The 16,237-nt window shown below is 74.2% G+C and carries 19 protein-coding genes; 7 read left to right on the top strand and 12 right to left on the bottom strand.

The features are described from left to right. Positions 1–126: 126 nt before the first annotated feature. The gene (locus tag ACFV4N_RS28110; RefSeq protein ID WP_499675611.1) at positions 127–873 is read left to right on the top strand and encodes a zf-HC2 domain-containing protein; all 747 of its coding nucleotides are present in this window, start codon (positions 127–129) and stop codon (positions 871–873) included. 42 nt (positions 874–915) lie between these two features. On the opposite strand, the gene ACFV4N_RS28105 is transcribed toward ACFV4N_RS28110, so the two are convergent. From ACFV4N_RS28105 to ACFV4N_RS28060, 10 genes are all read right to left on the bottom strand, one after another. Next, entirely contained in the window at positions 916–1,587 is a 672-nt protein-coding gene (locus tag ACFV4N_RS28105) for a response regulator (protein ID WP_499675610.1), read from the bottom strand. Beyond that, positions 1,584–4,148, bottom strand: a complete 2,565-nt coding sequence (locus ACFV4N_RS28100; RefSeq protein ID WP_499675609.1) for a DUF4118 domain-containing protein — start codon at positions 4,146–4,148, stop codon at positions 1,584–1,586. Before ACFV4N_RS28100 ends, ACFV4N_RS28105 begins: the two co-directional genes overlap by 4 nt. Positions 4,149–4,234: 86 nt before the next feature. Next, positions 4,235–4,828, bottom strand: coding sequence for a GNAT family N-acetyltransferase (locus tag ACFV4N_RS28095; protein WP_499675608.1), 594 nt, complete (start codon positions 4,826–4,828; stop codon positions 4,235–4,237). A 171-nt stretch (positions 4,829–4,999) separates the two neighbouring features. Further along, entirely contained in the window at positions 5,000–5,572 is a 573-nt protein-coding gene (locus ACFV4N_RS28090) for an EF-hand domain-containing protein (RefSeq protein ID WP_499675607.1), read from the bottom strand. Between the two features lie 91 nt (positions 5,573–5,663). Next, a complete protein-coding gene (locus tag ACFV4N_RS28085) occupies positions 5,664–6,713 on the bottom strand; it encodes an ABC transporter ATP-binding protein (RefSeq protein ID WP_499675606.1) in 1,050 nt (349 codons plus the stop codon). After that, positions 6,710–7,525: a molybdate ABC transporter permease subunit gene (gene modB, locus ACFV4N_RS28080; RefSeq protein ID WP_499675605.1), complete on the bottom strand. Its 816-nt coding sequence runs from the start codon at positions 7,523–7,525 to the stop codon at positions 6,710–6,712. Before modB ends, ACFV4N_RS28085 begins: the two co-directional genes overlap by 4 nt. Then, positions 7,522–8,292 carry a molybdate ABC transporter substrate-binding protein gene (gene modA / locus ACFV4N_RS28075; protein WP_499675612.1) on the bottom strand — a complete coding sequence of 257 codons (771 nt, stop codon included), beginning with the start codon at positions 8,290–8,292 and terminating at the stop codon, positions 7,522–7,524. Before modA ends, modB begins: the two co-directional genes overlap by 4 nt. 2 nt (positions 8,293–8,294) lie before the next feature. Beyond that, a complete protein-coding gene (locus ACFV4N_RS28070) occupies positions 8,295–8,693 on the bottom strand; it encodes a TOBE domain-containing protein (protein WP_499675604.1) in 399 nt (132 codons plus the stop codon). A gap of 99 nt (positions 8,694–8,792) precedes the next feature. Then, positions 8,793–9,254, bottom strand: coding sequence for a DUF6292 family protein (locus tag ACFV4N_RS28065; RefSeq protein WP_499675603.1), 462 nt, complete (start codon positions 9,252–9,254; stop codon positions 8,793–8,795). Positions 9,255–9,360: 106 nt separating this feature from the next. Next, positions 9,361–9,726, bottom strand: coding sequence for an STAS domain-containing protein (locus ACFV4N_RS28060; RefSeq protein WP_499675602.1), 366 nt, complete (start codon positions 9,724–9,726; stop codon positions 9,361–9,363). A 460-nt stretch (positions 9,727–10,186) separates the two neighbouring features. Between ACFV4N_RS28060 and ACFV4N_RS28055 the strand changes: the two genes are divergently transcribed. The 5 genes from ACFV4N_RS28055 (at position 10,187) to ACFV4N_RS28035 (ending at position 13,512) form a co-directional block, all read left to right on the top strand. Then, entirely contained in the window at positions 10,187–10,591 is a 405-nt protein-coding gene (locus ACFV4N_RS28055; RefSeq protein ID WP_499675601.1) for an STAS domain-containing protein, read from the top strand. After that, complete coding sequence (locus ACFV4N_RS28050) at positions 10,560–10,874, top strand: GNAT family N-acetyltransferase (protein ID WP_499675613.1); 315 nt, start codon at positions 10,560–10,562, stop codon at positions 10,872–10,874. The genes ACFV4N_RS28055 and ACFV4N_RS28050 overlap by 32 nt, the downstream gene beginning before the upstream one ends. A 165-nt stretch (positions 10,875–11,039) precedes the next feature. Further along, positions 11,040–11,510, top strand: coding sequence for a hypothetical protein (locus tag ACFV4N_RS28045; protein ID WP_499675600.1), 471 nt, complete (start codon positions 11,040–11,042; stop codon positions 11,508–11,510). Beyond that, positions 11,507–11,647 (top strand): hypothetical protein, encoded by a 141-nt coding sequence (locus tag ACFV4N_RS28040; protein WP_499675599.1) that lies wholly within the window; start codon positions 11,507–11,509, stop codon positions 11,645–11,647. Before ACFV4N_RS28045 ends, ACFV4N_RS28040 begins: the two co-directional genes overlap by 4 nt. A gap of 464 nt (positions 11,648–12,111) precedes the next feature. Next, entirely contained in the window at positions 12,112–13,512 is a 1,401-nt protein-coding gene (locus ACFV4N_RS28035) for an MFS transporter (protein ID WP_499675598.1), read from the top strand. Positions 13,513–13,554: 42 nt separating this feature from the next. Here the strand turns inward: ACFV4N_RS28035 and ACFV4N_RS28030 are convergent, their stop codons facing one another. Both ACFV4N_RS28030 and ACFV4N_RS28025 read right to left on the bottom strand, forming a co-directional pair. Further along, entirely contained in the window at positions 13,555–14,346 is a 792-nt protein-coding gene (locus tag ACFV4N_RS28030) for an ABC transporter permease (RefSeq protein ID WP_499675597.1), read from the bottom strand. After that, positions 14,343–15,305, bottom strand: coding sequence for an ATP-binding cassette domain-containing protein (locus ACFV4N_RS28025; protein WP_499675596.1), 963 nt, complete (start codon positions 15,303–15,305; stop codon positions 14,343–14,345). The genes ACFV4N_RS28030 and ACFV4N_RS28025 overlap by 4 nt, the downstream gene beginning before the upstream one ends. Before the next feature lie 216 nt (positions 15,306–15,521). Here ACFV4N_RS28025 and ACFV4N_RS28020 point away from each other — a divergent pair. After that, positions 15,522–16,237, top strand: a 716-nt coding sequence (locus ACFV4N_RS28020; RefSeq protein WP_499675595.1) for a GbsR/MarR family transcriptional regulator, incomplete at its 3' end; no start/stop codon positions are given.

Raw genomic sequence — 16,237 nt, 5'->3', positions numbered from 1 at the left:
CCGCTGCGGATCCCGTGGGTGCGGGACGGGAAGCCGTGCGCGTCCGGCGACCGCGCCGGCACCGCCCGCCCGCGTGAGGACCCGCGCGGGCACACCCGGGCGACTTCTGCGGCCGGGTGACCGACAATGGCCGTCGTGGACTGCGACACCTGCCGCGAGGCCCTGTCCGCCCGGGTGGACGGCGAGGAGGAACCCGCGCCCGCCGCCGAGACCGACGCGCACCTGGCCGGGTGCGCGTCGTGCCGGGCGTGGCAGGCGCGCGCGACCGTGCTGACCAGGTCGTTGCGGCTGCGCCCGGCGACGTCGACACCGGACCTGGCGGGCGCCGTGCTGGCCGCCGCGCCGCCGCCCGTGCGCACCGACGGCTGGTACGCGCGCGGCGGGCTGGCGGTCGTGGCGGTCGCGCAGCTGACCCTGGGGTTGTCCCAGCTGCTGGGGGTGGGCGCGAGCGCGGCGGGGCACGGCGGGCACGGTCCCGGTCACCTGTTCAACGAGGGCACGGCGTGGAACCTGGCGCTGGGGGTGGGCCTGCTGTGGGCGGCGCTCAAGCCGCGGGCCGCCGCGGGGCTGCTGCCGGTGGTGGCGGTGTTCGTGGTGGTGCTGGGCGGGTTCTCGGCGCGGGACCTGGTGACCGGGCAGGCGACGGTGACGCGGGTGACCTCGCACGTGATCCTGGTGCTGGCCCTGGTGGTGCTGGTGGTGGTCCGGCGCGGTCACCGCGATCCCGACGGTGACCGGCGGGCGGGGGTCGAGCCCGGGGGCGGTGGCGACCACGGGTCGGACGCCGCGCCGGAGGGCGAGGAGGGCGAGGAGGGCGACCGGCCGGCGCGGGGAACGCGCCTGAGGCCGGTGAGCCGGGGCCGCGCGGCCTGACCCGCCGACGGGGCGCTGCCGGTGGGGCGCTGCCGGTCCGGTTCACGCCTGGAACCGGTAGCCCCGGCCGGGTCCGGTGAGCAGGTGGCGCGGCCGGGACGGCTCGGGTTCGAGCTTGCGCCGCAGCTGCGCCAGGTAGACCCGCAGGTAGTGGGTGGCAGAGGTGTAGGCGGGTCCCCAGACGCGCGCCATCAGGCTCTCCGGGTCGACCACCTCGCCGCCCGCCCGCACCAGGACCTCCAGCAGCCCCCACTCGATCGGGGTCAGGCGCACTTCGCGGCCGTCGCGGACGATCTTCTTGGCGGTCAGGTCGACGGTGAACGACGCGGTGCGCACCGGCGGTTCGCCGGACGGCCGCCTGCCGGAGCGGCGCACCGCGGCCCGCAGCCTGGCCAGCAGCTCGTCCATCCCGAACGGCTTGGTGACGTAGTCGTCGGCGCCCGCGTCCAGCGCCCGCACCTTGTCCGCGGCCCCGGGCCGCGCGGACAGCACGACGACCGGCACGGTGCTCGACCGGCGCAGCCGGGTGATCACCTCGATGCCGTCGAGGTCCGGTAACCCGAGGTCGAGCAGGACCAGGTCCGCCCCGTCCGCCTCGCCCAGCGCCGACGCGCCGTCGGCGGCGGTGCGCACCGCGTAGCCGCGGGCGGTCAGGGCGATCCGCAGCACCCGCAGGACCTGCGGGTCGTCGTCCACGACCAGGACCGTGGTCACGACGACACCGCCACCCGCGCGACCGGCAGGGAGATCACGACGGTCAGGCCGCCGCCCGGGGTGTCCTCGGCCGTGATGGTGCCGCCCATGGCGTCCACGAAGCCCTTGGCCACGCTCAGCCCGAGCCCGACGCCGGGGGTGGCGTCGCGGTCGCCGAGGCGCTGGAACGGCGCGAACACCGCCTCGGCCGTGTTCTTGGGCAGGCCCTGGCCGTGGTCGACCACGCGCAGCTCGACCCGGTCGCCGTAGGCGCTGGCGCGCACGGCGACCTCCGGTTCGTCCACCGCGATGGTGCCGTCGCCGTCCACGTCGACCGCGCGGCGCGGGCGGAGCCTGCCGTGGCGCAGGGCGTTGTCGACCACGTTGGCCACCACGCGCTCCAGCAGGCCCAGGTCGGCCAGCACGGGCGGCAGGTGCTCGGCGACGTCGACCGACACGGTGGCGCGCTCGTCGATGCCCGCCAGGGCGCGGGCGACCACCTCGTCGTAGGTGACCGCCTTCAGCCGCGGCGCGACCGCCCCGGTGGCCAGGCGGGACGAGTCGAGCAGGTTGTCGATCAGCCCGGTCAGCCGGTCGGCCGACACCTCCACGGTCTCCAGCAGTTCGGCGGTGTCCTCGGCGGACAACCGCAGCTCGGGGTCGCGCAGGCTGCCGATCGCGGCCTTGATCGAGGTGAGCGGGGTGCGCAGGTCGTGGCCGACGGCCGACAGCAGCGCGGTGCGCAGCTCGGTGGTCTCGGCCCGCCGCTGCGCCTGCGCGGTCTCGGCGGCCAGCCGCTGCTGCCGCAGGGCCAGCACCGCCTGCCCGGCCGCGGCCTCCAGGGCCCGCTGGTCGCTCGCCGGCAGCGCCCGCCCGCGCAGCGCCAGGTGCAGGTCCGCGGTGACCGGCACGTCCACGTCGGCTTCGTCGGGCTCGTCGCACGGCGTCGGCCCGACGCAGGCCACGCGCTCCCACGCCCCGTCGCGCCGCTCCAGCAGCGCCACCGAGTCCAGCCCGAAGTTCTCCCGCACCTGCTCCAGCAGCCGCACCACCGGGAACGGGCTGGTCAGCACGGTGCGGGCGTAGGAGGCGAGCAGGGCGGCCTCGGTGCGGGCCCGCGCGCCCTGCTCGGCCAGCCGGGAGGCCCGGTCCACCACCAGCGCGACCAGCACCGCGACCACCAGCATCGCGGCCAGCGTGACCAGGTTCTCCGGCGTGGCCACGGCCAGGCTGTGGTAGGGCGGGGTGAAGAAGAAGTTGAGCAGTCCCGCGCCGAACAGCGCCGCGACCACCGCGGGCCCGAGGCCGCCGATCAGCGCGACCAGCACCGTGGCCAGGAAGAACCCGACCACCTCGGCGGCGAAGGTCAGGCCGCGCCCGCCCAGCAGGCCCACCCCGGTCACCCCGAGCGGCAGCACCGCGGCCAGCAGCCACCCCAGCAGCTCGCGGCGCCGGGACAGCGCCTTGCGGCCGGCCCGCCACCTCGGGGCGCGGCGCGCCTCGTCATGGGTGACCATGTGCACGTCGATGGGCCCGGAGGCCTGGATCACGGCCGATCCGATGCCCTCCTCGAACACCCGTGCCAGCCGGGGTCGGCGGGAGGTGCCGAGGACGAGCTGGGTGGCGTTGACGCCGCGCGCGAACTCCAGCAGGGCGGTGGGCACGTCGTCGCCGACCACGGTGTGGAAGGTCGCGCCCAGGTCCTCGGCGACGCGCCGGAACCCGGCCACCAGCCGGGGTGACGCGCCGGTCAACCCGTCGCCGCGCAGGACGTGCACGACCATCAGCTCCGCCCCGGCGCGCAGCGCGACGCGGCGGGCCCGGCGGATCAGCGTCTCGCTCTCGGGGCCGCCGCTGATCGCCGCCACGACCCGCTCGCGGGTCTCCCAGGTGTCGGTGATGCGCTGCTCCGAGCGGTACCGCTGCAACGCCACGTCGACCTGGTCGGCCACCCACAGCAGGGCCAGCTCGCGCAGCGCGGCCAGGTTGCCGACCCGGAAGTAGTTGCCCAGGGCCGCGTCGATCTTGTGCGCGGCGTACACGTTGCCGTGCGCCAGGCGGCGGCGCAGCGCCTCCGGCGTGATGTCGACCAGCTCCACCTGCTCGGCCCGGCGGACCACCTCGTCGGGCACGGTCTCGCGCTGCGCCACCCCCGTGATGCGCTCGACCACGTCGTTGAGCGACTCCAGGTGCTGCACGTTGACCGTCGACAGCACGTCGATGCCGGCCTCCAGCAGCTCCTCCACGTCCTGCCAGCGCTTGGCGTTGCGCGAGCCGGGCGCGTTGGTGTGCGCCAGCTCGTCCACCACCGCCACCTCCGGCCGGCGGGCCAGCAGGCCGTCGACGTCCAGCTCGGCCAGCTCGACGCCGCCGTGCCGCACCCGCCTGCGGGGCAGCTGCTCCAGGCCGCCGAGCAACGCGGCGGTCCGCTCCCGCCCGTGCGTCTCGACCAGCCCGACCACCACGTCCGTGCCCCGGTCGCGACGCCGGTGGGCCTCCCCCAGCACGGCGAAGGTCTTGCCGACACCGGGTGCCGCGCCGAGGTAGATCCTCAGCTCGCCGCGCTTGCGCTTGCCGTCCACCGGTCCAGTGTGCGCGTGCCCGGTCGAGGGTCCGGTCGAGGGTCCGGCCGAGGGTCCGGCCGAGGGTCGGCACGGCGAGGTCCCGGTCAGCCCTCCCGGGCGGGCCGGTGGCGTTCGCGCGGTTCGCGCCAGTGCCGGCCGCGGCCGGGACCGCCGGCGTCGGGCGACCCGGTGCGGACCGGGTGGAGCGCGGCGAACTCGCGCGCGGTGATGGTCATGAGCACCAGGTGCCGGAACCCGTCCGGGGACGGGCCGGGGTCGAGGAGGCGCTTCTCCTCCCGGAAGCCGAGGGCGGCGTGCAGGGCCAGGGAGGCGGCGTTGCCGCCGTAGATGCCGACCTCGCACGTGCGGTAGCCGCGCTGCCCGAACATGAGCGCCAGCAGGGTGGTGATGGCGTCGGTCGCGTAGCCGCGCCGCCGGTGCCGGGGCCCGATCCCGATGCCGTAGCCGAACCGGTCGGGGGTGGCGTCGGCCTGGACCGCGGACACCGACCCGACCAGCACCCCGCTGTCCAGCGCCTCGATCGCGAACTGGAGGTCCTCGCCCGACTCGGGCGTGCGGACCCGGTGCGCCGCCCAGTGCCGGTAGCCGCCGACCTGCGGCGACCCGTGGTCGGCGGGGTCCCGGTCGAACCCGACGAGCGTGGGCCGGTCACGGGGTTCGATCGCGCGTAACCGCACTTTCCGCCCCACCACGGGCGAACCCGACGACGTGAAGTCGGTGTGAGCCGGCAGGTCCGAGGGGCGAGTCTGCGGAATCATCGGCCCGGACCATATCGGATCACGGTGGCGCGGCCGGCCGTCGGAGACGGGAACCGGGCGCCGCCTCAGGCAACGCGGCGCCGGCCGGTGTCAGGCAGCGGGCCTGCCGGTCCACCAGTTCCCGGGCGCGTCCGGGTCGGTGCTCGACCAGTAGTCCACGCACGCCTGGATGAACTCCTCGGCGGTGAGGTGGCCGTCGCCGTCGAGGTCGAGGTGCCGGAACGCCTCGTCGGCCTCGGCCTCCGTCAGGCCGGGGAAGTGCCCGTGCTGGAACACCAGGAACTCGGCCGGGCTCACGCGCCCGTCGGCGTCGGTGTCGGCGATGGCGAGGAATGCCTCCGCGAGCGCGCCCACGCTCGCGCGCGCCGCCACCGGGTCGTCGGCGAGGCTGCCGGTGGAGGCGAGGAACTGCTCGCGGGTGATGGCCTCGCCACCGCCGGGGATGTGCGGGCGGTGCAGGTCGTGCCAGATGCGCAGGTACGCCTCCACGATGCGCCGCTCCTGCTCCGAACCGGACTCGTGGCCCAGCGCCTCCGCCGCGCGGCGGCCCATGAGGACGTGGTCCTGCTCGGTGAGCAGGCCGTCACCGTCGACGTCGAGGTGGTCGAAACCACGGTTGATCTTGGTCCTGAGCAGGTCGGTCAGCGGCACGACATCCTCCATGCGGGGCGGTGTACCCGTACAGGACACAGCATTCGGCCATGAGGCGCGACCGGGACAGGCCCGTTCGGGTCAAGCCGATCACGCGTTCCGGTCAAGCCGGGTAGGCGCGGGTCTCCGCCGCCTCGACCGCGGCCCACAGGCGGTCGCCGGGGCGCAGGCGCAGTTCGGCGACGGTCGCGGCGGTGAGGTCGGCGAGGGTCGGCGGCGCGCCGTCGAGGCGGGCGCGGCTGGTGTGGGCGTGCTGCTCCACGCCCGTGACGGTGACCTCCCAGGTGTTGAGGGAGCCGCGCGCGGGCCGGGTGGCGTGGAGGCTGACCGCCGCGGGGGCGAAGGTGACCAGCACGTGGCCGCGGGCGGGCTCGGCGAGGGCGAACCGGCCGCCGCCGGCGAGGACGACCTCGGCGCCGTCGGCGGTGCCCCGGTAGAGGTTGAGGCCCACGAGGTCCGCCACGTACGGCGTGCGGGGGTGGCGGGCCACGTCGACGGGCGCGCCCTGCTGCACGACCCGGCCGCGTTCGAGGATGACCAGGCGGTCGGCCAGCACCATGGCGTCGATCGGGTCGTGGGTGACCAGGACCGTGCCGCCGGCGAAGCGGTCGAGGTGGCTGCCCAGCTCGGCGCGCGTGAGCAGCCGGGTGGCGGCGTCGAGGGCCGCCAGCGGTTCGTCGAGCAGCAGGAGCGCGGGCTCCGTGGCCAGGGCGCGGGCCAGGGCGACGCGCTGGGCCTGGCCGCCGGACAGGGCGCGGGGCTTGCTGCCGGCGTGCTCGGCGAGACCCACGCGGCCCAGCCACTCGCGGGCGGTGGCGCGGGCGTCGGCCTTGCGGGCGCCGCGGGCACGGGGGCCGAAGGCGACGTTGTCCACCGCGGACAGGTGCCCGAACAGCAGGTAGTCCTGGAACACCACGCCGATCGGGCGCCGTTCCGGCGGCACGAACACCCCCGGCGGCTCGTCCCAGGCGCGGCCGTCCAGGCGCAGGTGGCCGCCGGTCAGCGGGAGCAGGCCCGCCAGGGCGCGCAGCGCGGTCGTCTTGCCCGCGCCGTTGGGTCCGAGCAGGGCGACGACCTCGCCGGGCTCGACGGTCAGGGCCAGGTCCAGGTCGAAGGCGCCGCGGGTGGCGCGCAGGCGGGCGTCGAGGGTCACGCCGCTCCCCTGATCCAGCGGTCGCGCAGCCCGGCCAGCACGGCGACCGAGACCAGCAGCAGCACCACGCTCAGCACGACCGCCGCGTCCGGGTCGGTCTCCAGGGCCAGGTAGACCGCCAGCGGCATGGTGGTGGTCTCGCCGGGGAAGTTGCCCGCGAACGTGATCGTCGCGCCGAACTCCCCCAGCGCCCGCGCCCAGCACAGCACCGTGCCCGCGACCAGGCCCGGCAGGACGGAGGGCAGCGTGACGCGGCGGAACGCGTGCCAGCGCGACGCGCCCAGCGTGGCGGCGGCCTCCTCGTAGCGGGGATCGGCCGCCCGCAGCGCGCCCTCCACCGAGATCACCAGGAACGGCATCGCGACGAACGCCTCCGCCACCACCACACCGGCCGTGGTGAACGGCAGGGACACCCCGAACCAGGCGTCCAGGTACTGCCCCACCACGCCCCGGCGGCCGAGCACGAACAGCAGCGCCACACCACCCACCACCGGGGGCAGCACCAGCGGCACGGTCACCAGGGCGCGCAGGAACCCCCGACCCGGCAGGTCCGCGCGGGCCAGCACCCACGCCAGCGGCACGCCCAGCACCACGCACACCGCGGTCGCCAGCGTCGCGCACACCAGCGACAGCCGCAGCGCCTCCCCGACCCCGGGGCTGGACAACTGGGCGGGCAGCGCGCCCCACGGCGCGCGCAGCAGCAGCCCCGCGAACGGCACCAGCAGGAACGCCAACCCCAGCACGGCGGGCAGCAGCAGGACCAGCGGCACCCGACCGCGTGCCGCCCGCCTGCGCGTGCGGGTGCCGGTCACGGTACGGCGAACCCTGCTTCGGCGAGCACCGCGCGGCCCTCCTCCGAGAGCACGTGGTCGACGAACGCCTTCGCCCCGGCGGCGTTGGGCGCCTTGGCCAAGGGGGCGATCGGGTAGTCGTTGACTGCCTCGTCGGCTTCGGGGAACGCGATGCCCTCGACCTCTCCACCGGCGGCCTTGACGTCGGTGGCGTAGACGAGCGCGGCGTCGACCTCGCCGAGCCGGACCTTGGTCAGCACGGCCTTGACGTCCTGCTCCAGCGTGTCGGGCCGCGGGGTGACGCCGGCCGCCCCGAACGCCTTCTTCGCCGCCGCCCCGCACGGCACCTGCTCCGCGCACAACGCGATCTTGACCTCGTCGTCGGCGAAGTCGGCCAGCCCGGTGACACCGGCGGGGTTGCCCTTCGGCACGGCGATCCGGAGCACGTTGCGCGCGAAGGTGGTGGGCGTGGCGGTGATGCCGCCGGCCTCCCGGACCTGTGCCACGTTGGCCGGGGCGGCGGAGGCGAACACGTCGACCGGCGCGCCCTGGTTGATCTGCTGGGCCAGCGCGGAACTGCCCGCGAAGTTGAACCTCACCGTCGTGCCGGGGTTGGCCGCCTCGAAGTCCTCGCCGAGCTCGGTGAAGGTCTCGGTCAGCGAGGCCGCGGCGAACACCATGACCTCACCGGTCACCCCGGCGGCACCGGGAGCGGGCTCGGCGCTCCCGCCGCAACCGGCCAGCGACAGGGCCGCGGCCACCGCGACCACGCGCGCGGTCCGGACCACGGTCACGCCTCCGGGATCTCGACGACGACGTGGGTGGACTTGATCGAGGCGACCGCCACGCTGCCGATCTCCAACCCCAGCTCGTCGGCCGACTCGCGGCTCATCAGCGACACCACCCGGAACGGCCCGGCCTGCAGCTCCACCTGCGCCATCACGCCGTCCTTGACCACCCTGGTCACGATGCCGCGCATCCGGTTCCGCGCCGACGCGGCGATCGTGACACCGGGCTCGGCGGCCTCGGCGACGCGCTGGGCGAACGCCGCCAGCTCGGCGCCCTCGACGCCCTTGCGCCCGTTGTCCAGCTGGACCGACGCCAGCCGCCCCTGGTCGATCCACCGGCGCACGGTGTCGTCACTGACCCCCAGCAGCGCGGCTGCCTCGTTGATCCGCAGATTCGGCACGAACGGCAGCTTAACTCCGCAGTTGCCGATCGAGCGAGCATTCCGACGGGGTCCCGCGGAAAGCGAGGCCGACTCGGCCGACGCCGACCGGTCGGCGGCTCACGCGCGCCTGGGCTCCGGCACCGAACCCTCGAACACCGCCGCGCCCCGGTCACCCCCGGTCACCTCGCGCGGGACCACGACCGCGTCGCGCGGCACCAGCGGGCGCACCTCGGCCAACGGGCGCACCTCGGCCGGTAGCCCACCGGCGAACACACCCCGGGCCCACTCGCCCACCACACCCGCCGCGGGACGGAGCCCGCCCCCGCAGGACTCCACCAGGATCAGGTCCTCACCGCTGCCCGTCTCCACCGCGACCGACCAACCCACCGCCTCGTCCCACAGCAGCGCCACGTCCCGGTCCGGGAAGCGCTCCAACCGGACGTCCAGCGCCAGGTAGACCTCCGCCGGGTGCTCGGCCCGCACGCAGCAGCCCTCGCCACCCACCCCCAGCGCCCGCGCCACCGACAGCGCGTAATCGTGCAGGCCCCGGGTCACCGAGTCGGCGAAGTCCAAGCTCATACCGCTCCCACCTCTCCCCACCCGTCCACCGACCGGTCCGCCGAACACCGCTCCCACCCGGAACACCCGCGACCGCCCCCGTCCCAGGCGGGCCGGCGACGCCGGTTCAGGCCGAGACCAATCGCAACGCGGCGAACGCCTCGTCCACCGCCGCGTACAGCGGGAGCGCCCCGTCGACCCGGCTCATCCGCAGGGGCCGCAACACGCACCGGCTGTCCGCTACCACGGCGAACGGCACGCCCAGCCTGTCCGCGCGGTGCCGGGCGTTGATCAGCAGCGCGATGCCGGCCGACCCCAGGAAGTCGACGTCGCGCAGGTCCAGCAGGATCCCCGCCGGGCGCGCCTCGAACACGGCGTCCAACTCGGCCGCGACCTGCCGGTGCGTCGCCGCGTCGAGAGTGCCCGACAGGCCCACCAGCGCGATGCCGCGGTCCAGTCCGGTGGTCGTGAGACGGGTGGTGTGCTCGTGCATGTCGGGCTCTCCTGTTCACCGGAGGCCACGGCCGTGTCATTCGAGCACGCTGCTCGACCCGAACAATTCTTCCGCAGCTGCCGGCATTCGCCGGCTGATCCACCCACGGTACCTCCGGCCGGCACCTCTACCCACGCGCAAAAAATTCCAAACCCCGCAGTGCCGGAGCTTTCAGCGCCCCTCCCGACCCCGCCGCCGACGCGCACCCGAGATCAACCCGGCCCCGCCCGACGGACCGACCGAGGGGCAGGTCACCACCGCCGCCCCCAAACGACTTCACGCACAGTAACCAAACCTGAACGCGCACGCCCATTGGGTGAGTTTCAGGCGAAAGGCCGTTTCGACTGGGATACCGCCGCGCACTTGCAGTACCTTCACCACATCGGATCGCGGAAGATGCTCACCACCGGGTTAAACCAGTAGCCCCGAGCCCCGCGCGTGTTCCGATCCGGGAGTACGGATGCACTGGTACCACGACCAAGTCGTCCCGTTCGACAGCCACGTCCTGCGCCGCGGCCACCTCAGCGTGGTCCGCCCATCGGGCGAGATCGACATCGCGGTCGTCGACGAGCTGATGTTCGACCTCTCCCGCGCGCTCGCGGGAGGGACCCGCGCGCTCGTCGTCGACCTGTCCGGCGTCACCTTCCTCAGCGCCGGCGGGATCGGGGCTCTCGCGCGGGCGCGGGCGCAGGCCGAAGCCCGCGGCTGCGACTTCGCGCTCGCCGCGTGCTCCCGTGCCGCGCTGCGCGTGCTGAACGCGATCCGCCCCCACCTGACGTTCGACCTGCGCGCCACCGTGGACCTCGACCCCGGCGGCGTCGAGGATGAACGCCGTGATCCACGTGCGGCAGTTCGCCTGGCCTGACTACGACGACGTCACCGAGGTGTGGAAGGCGGCGGGACGCGACGCCCTCCCCCGCGCGGAACTCGAGGCCAAGCTGGAACGCGACCCCCAACTGTTCCTGGTCGCCCGGCACGGCGACGCGGTGGCAGGCGTGGTGCTCGGCACCTTCGACGGCAGGCGGGGCCGGAGTTCTGGCGGGCGCTGGGTTACCCGCCGTTCCCGGACGTGCTGTGCTCGAAGCCGATTAGTGCTGCGGGCTGAACGTGCCCGACTCACCCACCGAACACCACCCCACATTGACTAGTTTTTATCCACACTGAAGGAATAATGAAGGTTGGCCACAGGCGGATCGGTCATGCTCCGCTTTCGGCCGCGTGCGACCGCCGGTGACGTAGGAGCCGACGAGCGCCCCGCACCGGGTGCCGTAGAACCGGGGACCGGTCCCGGCGCGGCGCGGTAGGACCGGTGTATGCGAATTTCCGCTGCCCTGGCCGCCCTGTGCCTGCTCGCGGGGTGCTCGGCCACGGACGCCCCGAGGCCCTCCGCCCCGGAGGACACCGCTCTCCCGCGGTCCACCCCGACCACGACCTCGTCGAACCCCCTGGCCGCGTTCTGCCAGGACCTCGACGTGGTCGACGTCGCGCTGGTGGCGTTCAGCGCCGACGTCAGCAGGCCGATCGTGCGCGGAGGAGGGCTCGCCGACCTGTCGGAAGCGAGGAGGATGGCGGGCATCGTCGTCGAGCGGGGCAGGGTCCTGCTGCCGCAGGCGCCCCCGGACATCGCGGACGAGCTCTCCGCGGTGATCGCGGCAACCGAGGAGGCCGTCGGGCACCTCGGCACGTCCGACACCGCCGCGCTCCTCGCCGCCTCCCAGGTGATGTACCGCGACCAGGTGACCACCGCCCGCGACACCATCAGCGGCTACCCGCCCTGCGGTTGACCACCGGGACGGGGGGCGTCGCCGCCGACGCCAACGGCTGGACCGACATCACCCACGGCCCGGACGACACCGCCGCGCACCCCGGCCTGCTCAAGCCCACCCTGATCAACATCGTGACCCGCCTCTACCCGCGCTGAGGCTCCCCGATAACCCGGGTCGGCTGTTGCCTGGATCAGGCCGGTGTCGCCGGGATGGTGGTCCGGGCGGGGCGCCAGGCGGTTTCGCACTCGTCGGGGCTGAGCCGGCCGAGGTCCGCGTCCCGCGAAGGCGGTCGGGGTGGCGGCGCGCGGCATCGGCCCCCGGCCGCACACCACGTGCACGCCGTCCCGACCCGCGTCCCAACAACACCCTCGTGCGAGTGCCGCGCCGCGGAGTGGTTGCGGCACAAGGGATCGGCGCAGTGCGGGACCGGGCTTCCGGTGGCCGGTCGCCGGACGGCGTTGGTACGGTGGGCCCGTGAGTGGCATTTAAGGACTCTCGGGTGTGAGTGACCGGCGCCGTGATGGATCGGCGCAGGTTCGCGCTGCCTTTGCGGCGCTCCCCCCACTTCGCGCTGCCCGCGCGTCCCGAGAATCGGAGCCACTCCCCCATGCCTTTCCCCGTGCGTGGTGCGCACACGCCCGAAACCGGTCGGTCGCGCCGGCTGACGCTGACCTTCCTCGCGTTGTTGCAGTTCCTCATCGCGGTCGACGTGACCGTGGTGAACATCGCGCTGCCCGCCATCGGCGACGATTTCGGCGTTGATGCCCGCCACCTCACCTGGGTGGTCACCGGCTACACCGTCGTCGGCGGCGGCCTGCTCATGGCGGGCGGGCGGATCGCCGACCTGTTCGGCAGGCGCCGCACGCTGCTGGTGGGCGCGGTTCTGTTCGGACTGGCCTCGCTGGGCGCCGGTGTCGCCCCGTCGCTGCCGCTGCTGGTGCTCGCCCGGTTCGGGCAGGGCGCCGGCGAGGCCCTCGCCCTGCCCGCCGCCATGTCGGTCCTCGCCCTGCTGTTCCCCGAGGCGCGGGAGAGGTCGCGGGCGCTGAGCGCGTGGGCGGCGGTGGCCAGTTCCGGCCTGGTGCTCGGGTTCCTGATGTCCGGGCTGATCACCGAGCTGCTGCACTGGCGGTGGATCTTCCTGATCAACCTGCCGCTGGTCGCCGTCGTGGTGGGCGCGTGCCTGCTGCTGCTCCGGCCGGACGGCGCGCCGTCCCGCGCCCCGGTCGACCTGCCCGGCGCCGCGCTGCTCATCGCCGCGCCGCTGCTGCTGATCTTCGGGGTCATCCGGTTCGGCGACGAGGACCCCCACCCGGTGCTCGCCGGCGCGGCCGTGGTGGCCGGGCTGCTGTGCGCCGCGGCGTTCCCGCTGGTCGAGCGGAGCGCCGCGCACCCGTTGGTGCCGCTGTCGTTCTTCCGCCACCGCGAGCGCCTCCTGGCCAACGGGTCCACGGCGCTGTTCAGCGCGGCGCAGTCCACGACGTTCTTCCTGATGACGCTGCACCTCCAGGAGGAGCGCGGCCTGACGCCCATCGCGGCGGGCGCGGCGTTCCTGCCGCTGGCGGTGACGCTCATCGTGGCCACCGTGGTCGTGCCCGGCATCATCGCGCGGCTGGAGTTCACCCGGACCGCGCTGCTCGGCATGGCCACCACGGGCCTGGGCATCGGCGTGCTCGCCCTGACCCCGGACACCTCCCCGCTCGTGGTCTCGGTGTTCCCCGGAACGGTGCTCGTCGCCTTCGGCATGGGCGTCGGGCTGGTGGCGCTGCAGAACGCGGCCCTGCGCGGGGTCACCGACGCCGACGCGGGCATCGCCTCCGGGGTGCAGCGCTGCGCCGACCAGCTCGGCGGGGCGGGCGGCATCGCCCTGTACGTCGGGGTCGGCTTCTCCCCGCTGTTGGGACCGGGCACCGACCCGTTCCTGGTCTCCTACGGGCTGGCCCTCGTCGGCATCCTCCTGGTCGTCGCCACCGTGCCCGTGCTGTCGCGCCGCACCGCTCCCCCGGTGCCGGCCGACGCCTGAGCGGCGCCGGTCACCTCCCGCACACCACGACCGCGGAGGCGCTCACCTGGCGGGCTCGCGGTTGTAGAGCTTCCTGGCCCACAGGTAGCCACCCAGGGTGATCAGGGCGCACCAGCCGAGGGCGAGGGTCGCGTTGTCGCCGGTCGGGGTGCCCATGAGCAGCCCGCGCAAAGTCTCGATGAACGGGGTGAACGGCTGGTGGTCGGCGAACCACTTGAGCCCGGCGGGCATCGAGTCGGTGGGGACGAACCCGCTGCCCATCATCGGCAGGACCATCAGCGGCGTCAGCATGTTGCTCGCGGCCGCGACGCTCTTGGCCAGGATGGCCAGCGCGACCGACAGCCAGGTGAACGCGAGGATGACCAGCACGAGCAAGCCGATCGCGCCGAGCCACCCACCGAGGTCCGCGGCGGGCTCGAAGCCCACCAGCAGCGCGACGGCGGTGACGGCGGCCATGCTCAGCAGGGTCTGGACCAGGCTGCCCAGCACGTGGCCGGTGAGCACCGAGACCCGGGCGATGGCCATGGTGCGGAACCGGGCGACGATGCCCTCGGTCATGTCGATCGCCACGGAGATCGCGGTGCCCTGGGCCGCGGTGGCCGCGGTCATCAGGATGATGCCCGGGACGACGTAGTCCACGTAGGCGTCCCGGCCGCCCGACGGCCCGCCGAGGCCGCTGCCGAGGATGCCGCCGAGGACGTAGACGAACAGCAGCAGGAAGACCACCGGGACCCCGGCGGCGGTGAGGGTGAGCGTCGGGTAGCGCAGCATGTGCCGCAACTGGCGGCGCAGCATGGTCGCCGAGTCGGTGAACGCGCGGGTGGCGGTGCTCATCGGGTGGGCTCCTGTTCCGCGACCGGGTTGCCCGTCAGGGCGAAGAAGACGTCGTCGAGGTCGGGGGTGTGGACCCGGAGTTCGTCCACGGTGAGCGAGGCGCGGTCGAGCCGGTCCAGCAGCGCGCGCAACGACCGGACGTCGCCCTGGCCGGGGACCTGCAAGGTGAGCGCGTCGTCGTCGCGGGACGCCACGTCCAGGGTCCGGGCGGCCTGCCCGTAGCCGTGCGCGTCGGTGAACCGCAGGGTGATGTGGCCGCCGCCGACCTGGCGCTTGAGCTCCTCCGGCGTGCCCTGGCCGACGAGCTCCCCCCGGTGCAGCACCGCGATCCGGTCGGCGAGCCGGTCGGCCTCGTCGAGGTACTGGGTGGTGAGGAAGATCGTGACGCCCTCGTCGGCCACCAGCCCGCGGATGACCTCCCACATGGTCCGCCTGCTGCGCGGGTCCAGCCCGGTGGTCGGCTCGTCGAGGAAGATCACCCGGGGCCGGCCGACCAGGGTCATCGCGAGGTCCAGGCGCCGGCGCATCCCGCCGGAGTACGTCACCGCGGGCCTGCGGGCCGCGTCCACCAGGTCGAACCGCGCCAGCAGGTCGTCGGCGCGCTGCCGCCGTTCCCGGCGGGGCAGGTGGTGCAGGTCGGCCATCAGCAGCAGGTTCTCCTCGCCGGTGAGGAAACCGTCGACCGCGGAGAACTGGCCGGTGACGCCGATCGCGGCGCGGACGGCGTCCGGTTCCCGGTCCACGTCGTGACCGGCGACCCGCATCACGCCCGCGTCGGCGCGGATGAGCGTGGACAGGATCTGCACCACGGTGGTCTTGCCCGCGCCGTTCGGGCCGAGCAGCGCGAAGACGGAGCCCGAAGGGACGTCGAGGTCGATGCCGTCGAGCACGACGTGGTCGCCGTACGCCTTGCGCATCGCGGTCGCCGCGAGCGCGGGTCGACCGGGATCGGTGGTCATGGGTGTCGCTCCCGTTGATGAGGTCGGACGCCGGAGAGAACCTTCACGGCACGGCAAAAGTTATGTTGCATACACGCAATCGTCAATCACTCCTGCGTGAAGCAACAACTTATGCCCAGCTAGATTCGATGAATCGTTGCATGGTCAATGCCGGATAATGCAATATGATGGCGTTGCATTAACCTGCACACGACGCCGAACAGCGGAGGACGCCCGATGCCCGGTGACAGGCTCACCCTCCAGGACCGACAGCAGATCGCCGCGGGACTGCGGGACGAGCTGACCTACGCCGCCATCGGCCGCCGCATCGGGCGGCCGACGTCCACCGTCACCCGCGAGGTGATGCGCAACGGCGGGCCGCGCGGCTACCACGCCGAGGCGGCCAACCGGGCCGGCGCGCGGCACGCCCGCCGGCGCAGGACCGGCGCGCCGACGACGTCACCGGGGACGGCCGACCCCGGCGGGCGCGACCCGCGGCTCGTGGCGGAGGTGGACGCGCAGAGCGTTGAGCTGATGGTCCAGGCCGGGCTGCCCCAGATGATGGCCAGGGTGCTCGCCGCGCTGTTCACCACCGACAGCGGCAGCCTGACCTCGGCGGAACTCGTGCGACGCCTGCGCGTCAGCCCCGCCTCCATCTCCAAGGCCATCGGCTACCTGGAGGGACAGGCGCTCGTCACGCGCGAACGCGACCCCCGCAGCCGCGCCGAGCGCTACGCCGTCAGCGACGACGTGGCGTTCCGGTCCATCATGGCCAGTGCGCACGCCCAGACCCGGATCGCCGAGGCCTGCCGGATCGCGGCCCGGAAGCTCGGCCCCACCACCCCCGCCGGCGCCAGGATGGAGAACACCAGCCAGTTCCTCCTCCACGTGATCGACGACCTGGTCCGCTCGGTCCGGCACTGGCACGAGGTCTACTCCACCCACCCCGGGAC

The organism is Actinosynnema sp. NPDC059797 (assembly GCF_042732085.1).
In the GTDB taxonomy this organism is placed as follows: domain Bacteria; phylum Actinomycetota; class Actinomycetes; order Mycobacteriales; family Pseudonocardiaceae; genus Actinosynnema.
This window is presented reverse-complemented; position numbering and strand designations above follow the sequence as displayed.

Coding starts and splice junctions, on each gene's coding strand:
- ACFV4N_RS28110 (WP_499675611.1), top strand. CDS start 127: ATGGCCGTCGTGGACTGCGACACCTGCCGCGAGGCCCTGTCCGCCCGG.
- ACFV4N_RS28090 (WP_499675607.1), bottom strand. CDS start 5,572: ATGGAGGATGTCGTGCCGCTGACCGACCTGCTCAGGACCAAGATCAAC.
- ACFV4N_RS28065 (WP_499675603.1), bottom strand. CDS start 9,254: ATGAGCTTGGACTTCGCCGACTCGGTGACCCGGGGCCTGCACGATTAC.
- ACFV4N_RS28060 (WP_499675602.1), bottom strand. CDS start 9,726: ATGCACGAGCACACCACCCGTCTCACGACCACCGGACTGGACCGCGGC.
- ACFV4N_RS28055 (WP_499675601.1), top strand. CDS start 10,187: ATGCACTGGTACCACGACCAAGTCGTCCCGTTCGACAGCCACGTCCTG.
- ACFV4N_RS28045 (WP_499675600.1), top strand. CDS start 11,040: ATGCGAATTTCCGCTGCCCTGGCCGCCCTGTGCCTGCTCGCGGGGTGC.
- ACFV4N_RS28030 (WP_499675597.1), bottom strand. CDS start 14,346: ATGAGCACCGCCACCCGCGCGTTCACCGACTCGGCGACCATGCTGCGC.
- ACFV4N_RS28025 (WP_499675596.1), bottom strand. CDS start 15,305: ATGACCACCGATCCCGGTCGACCCGCGCTCGCGGCGACCGCGATGCGC.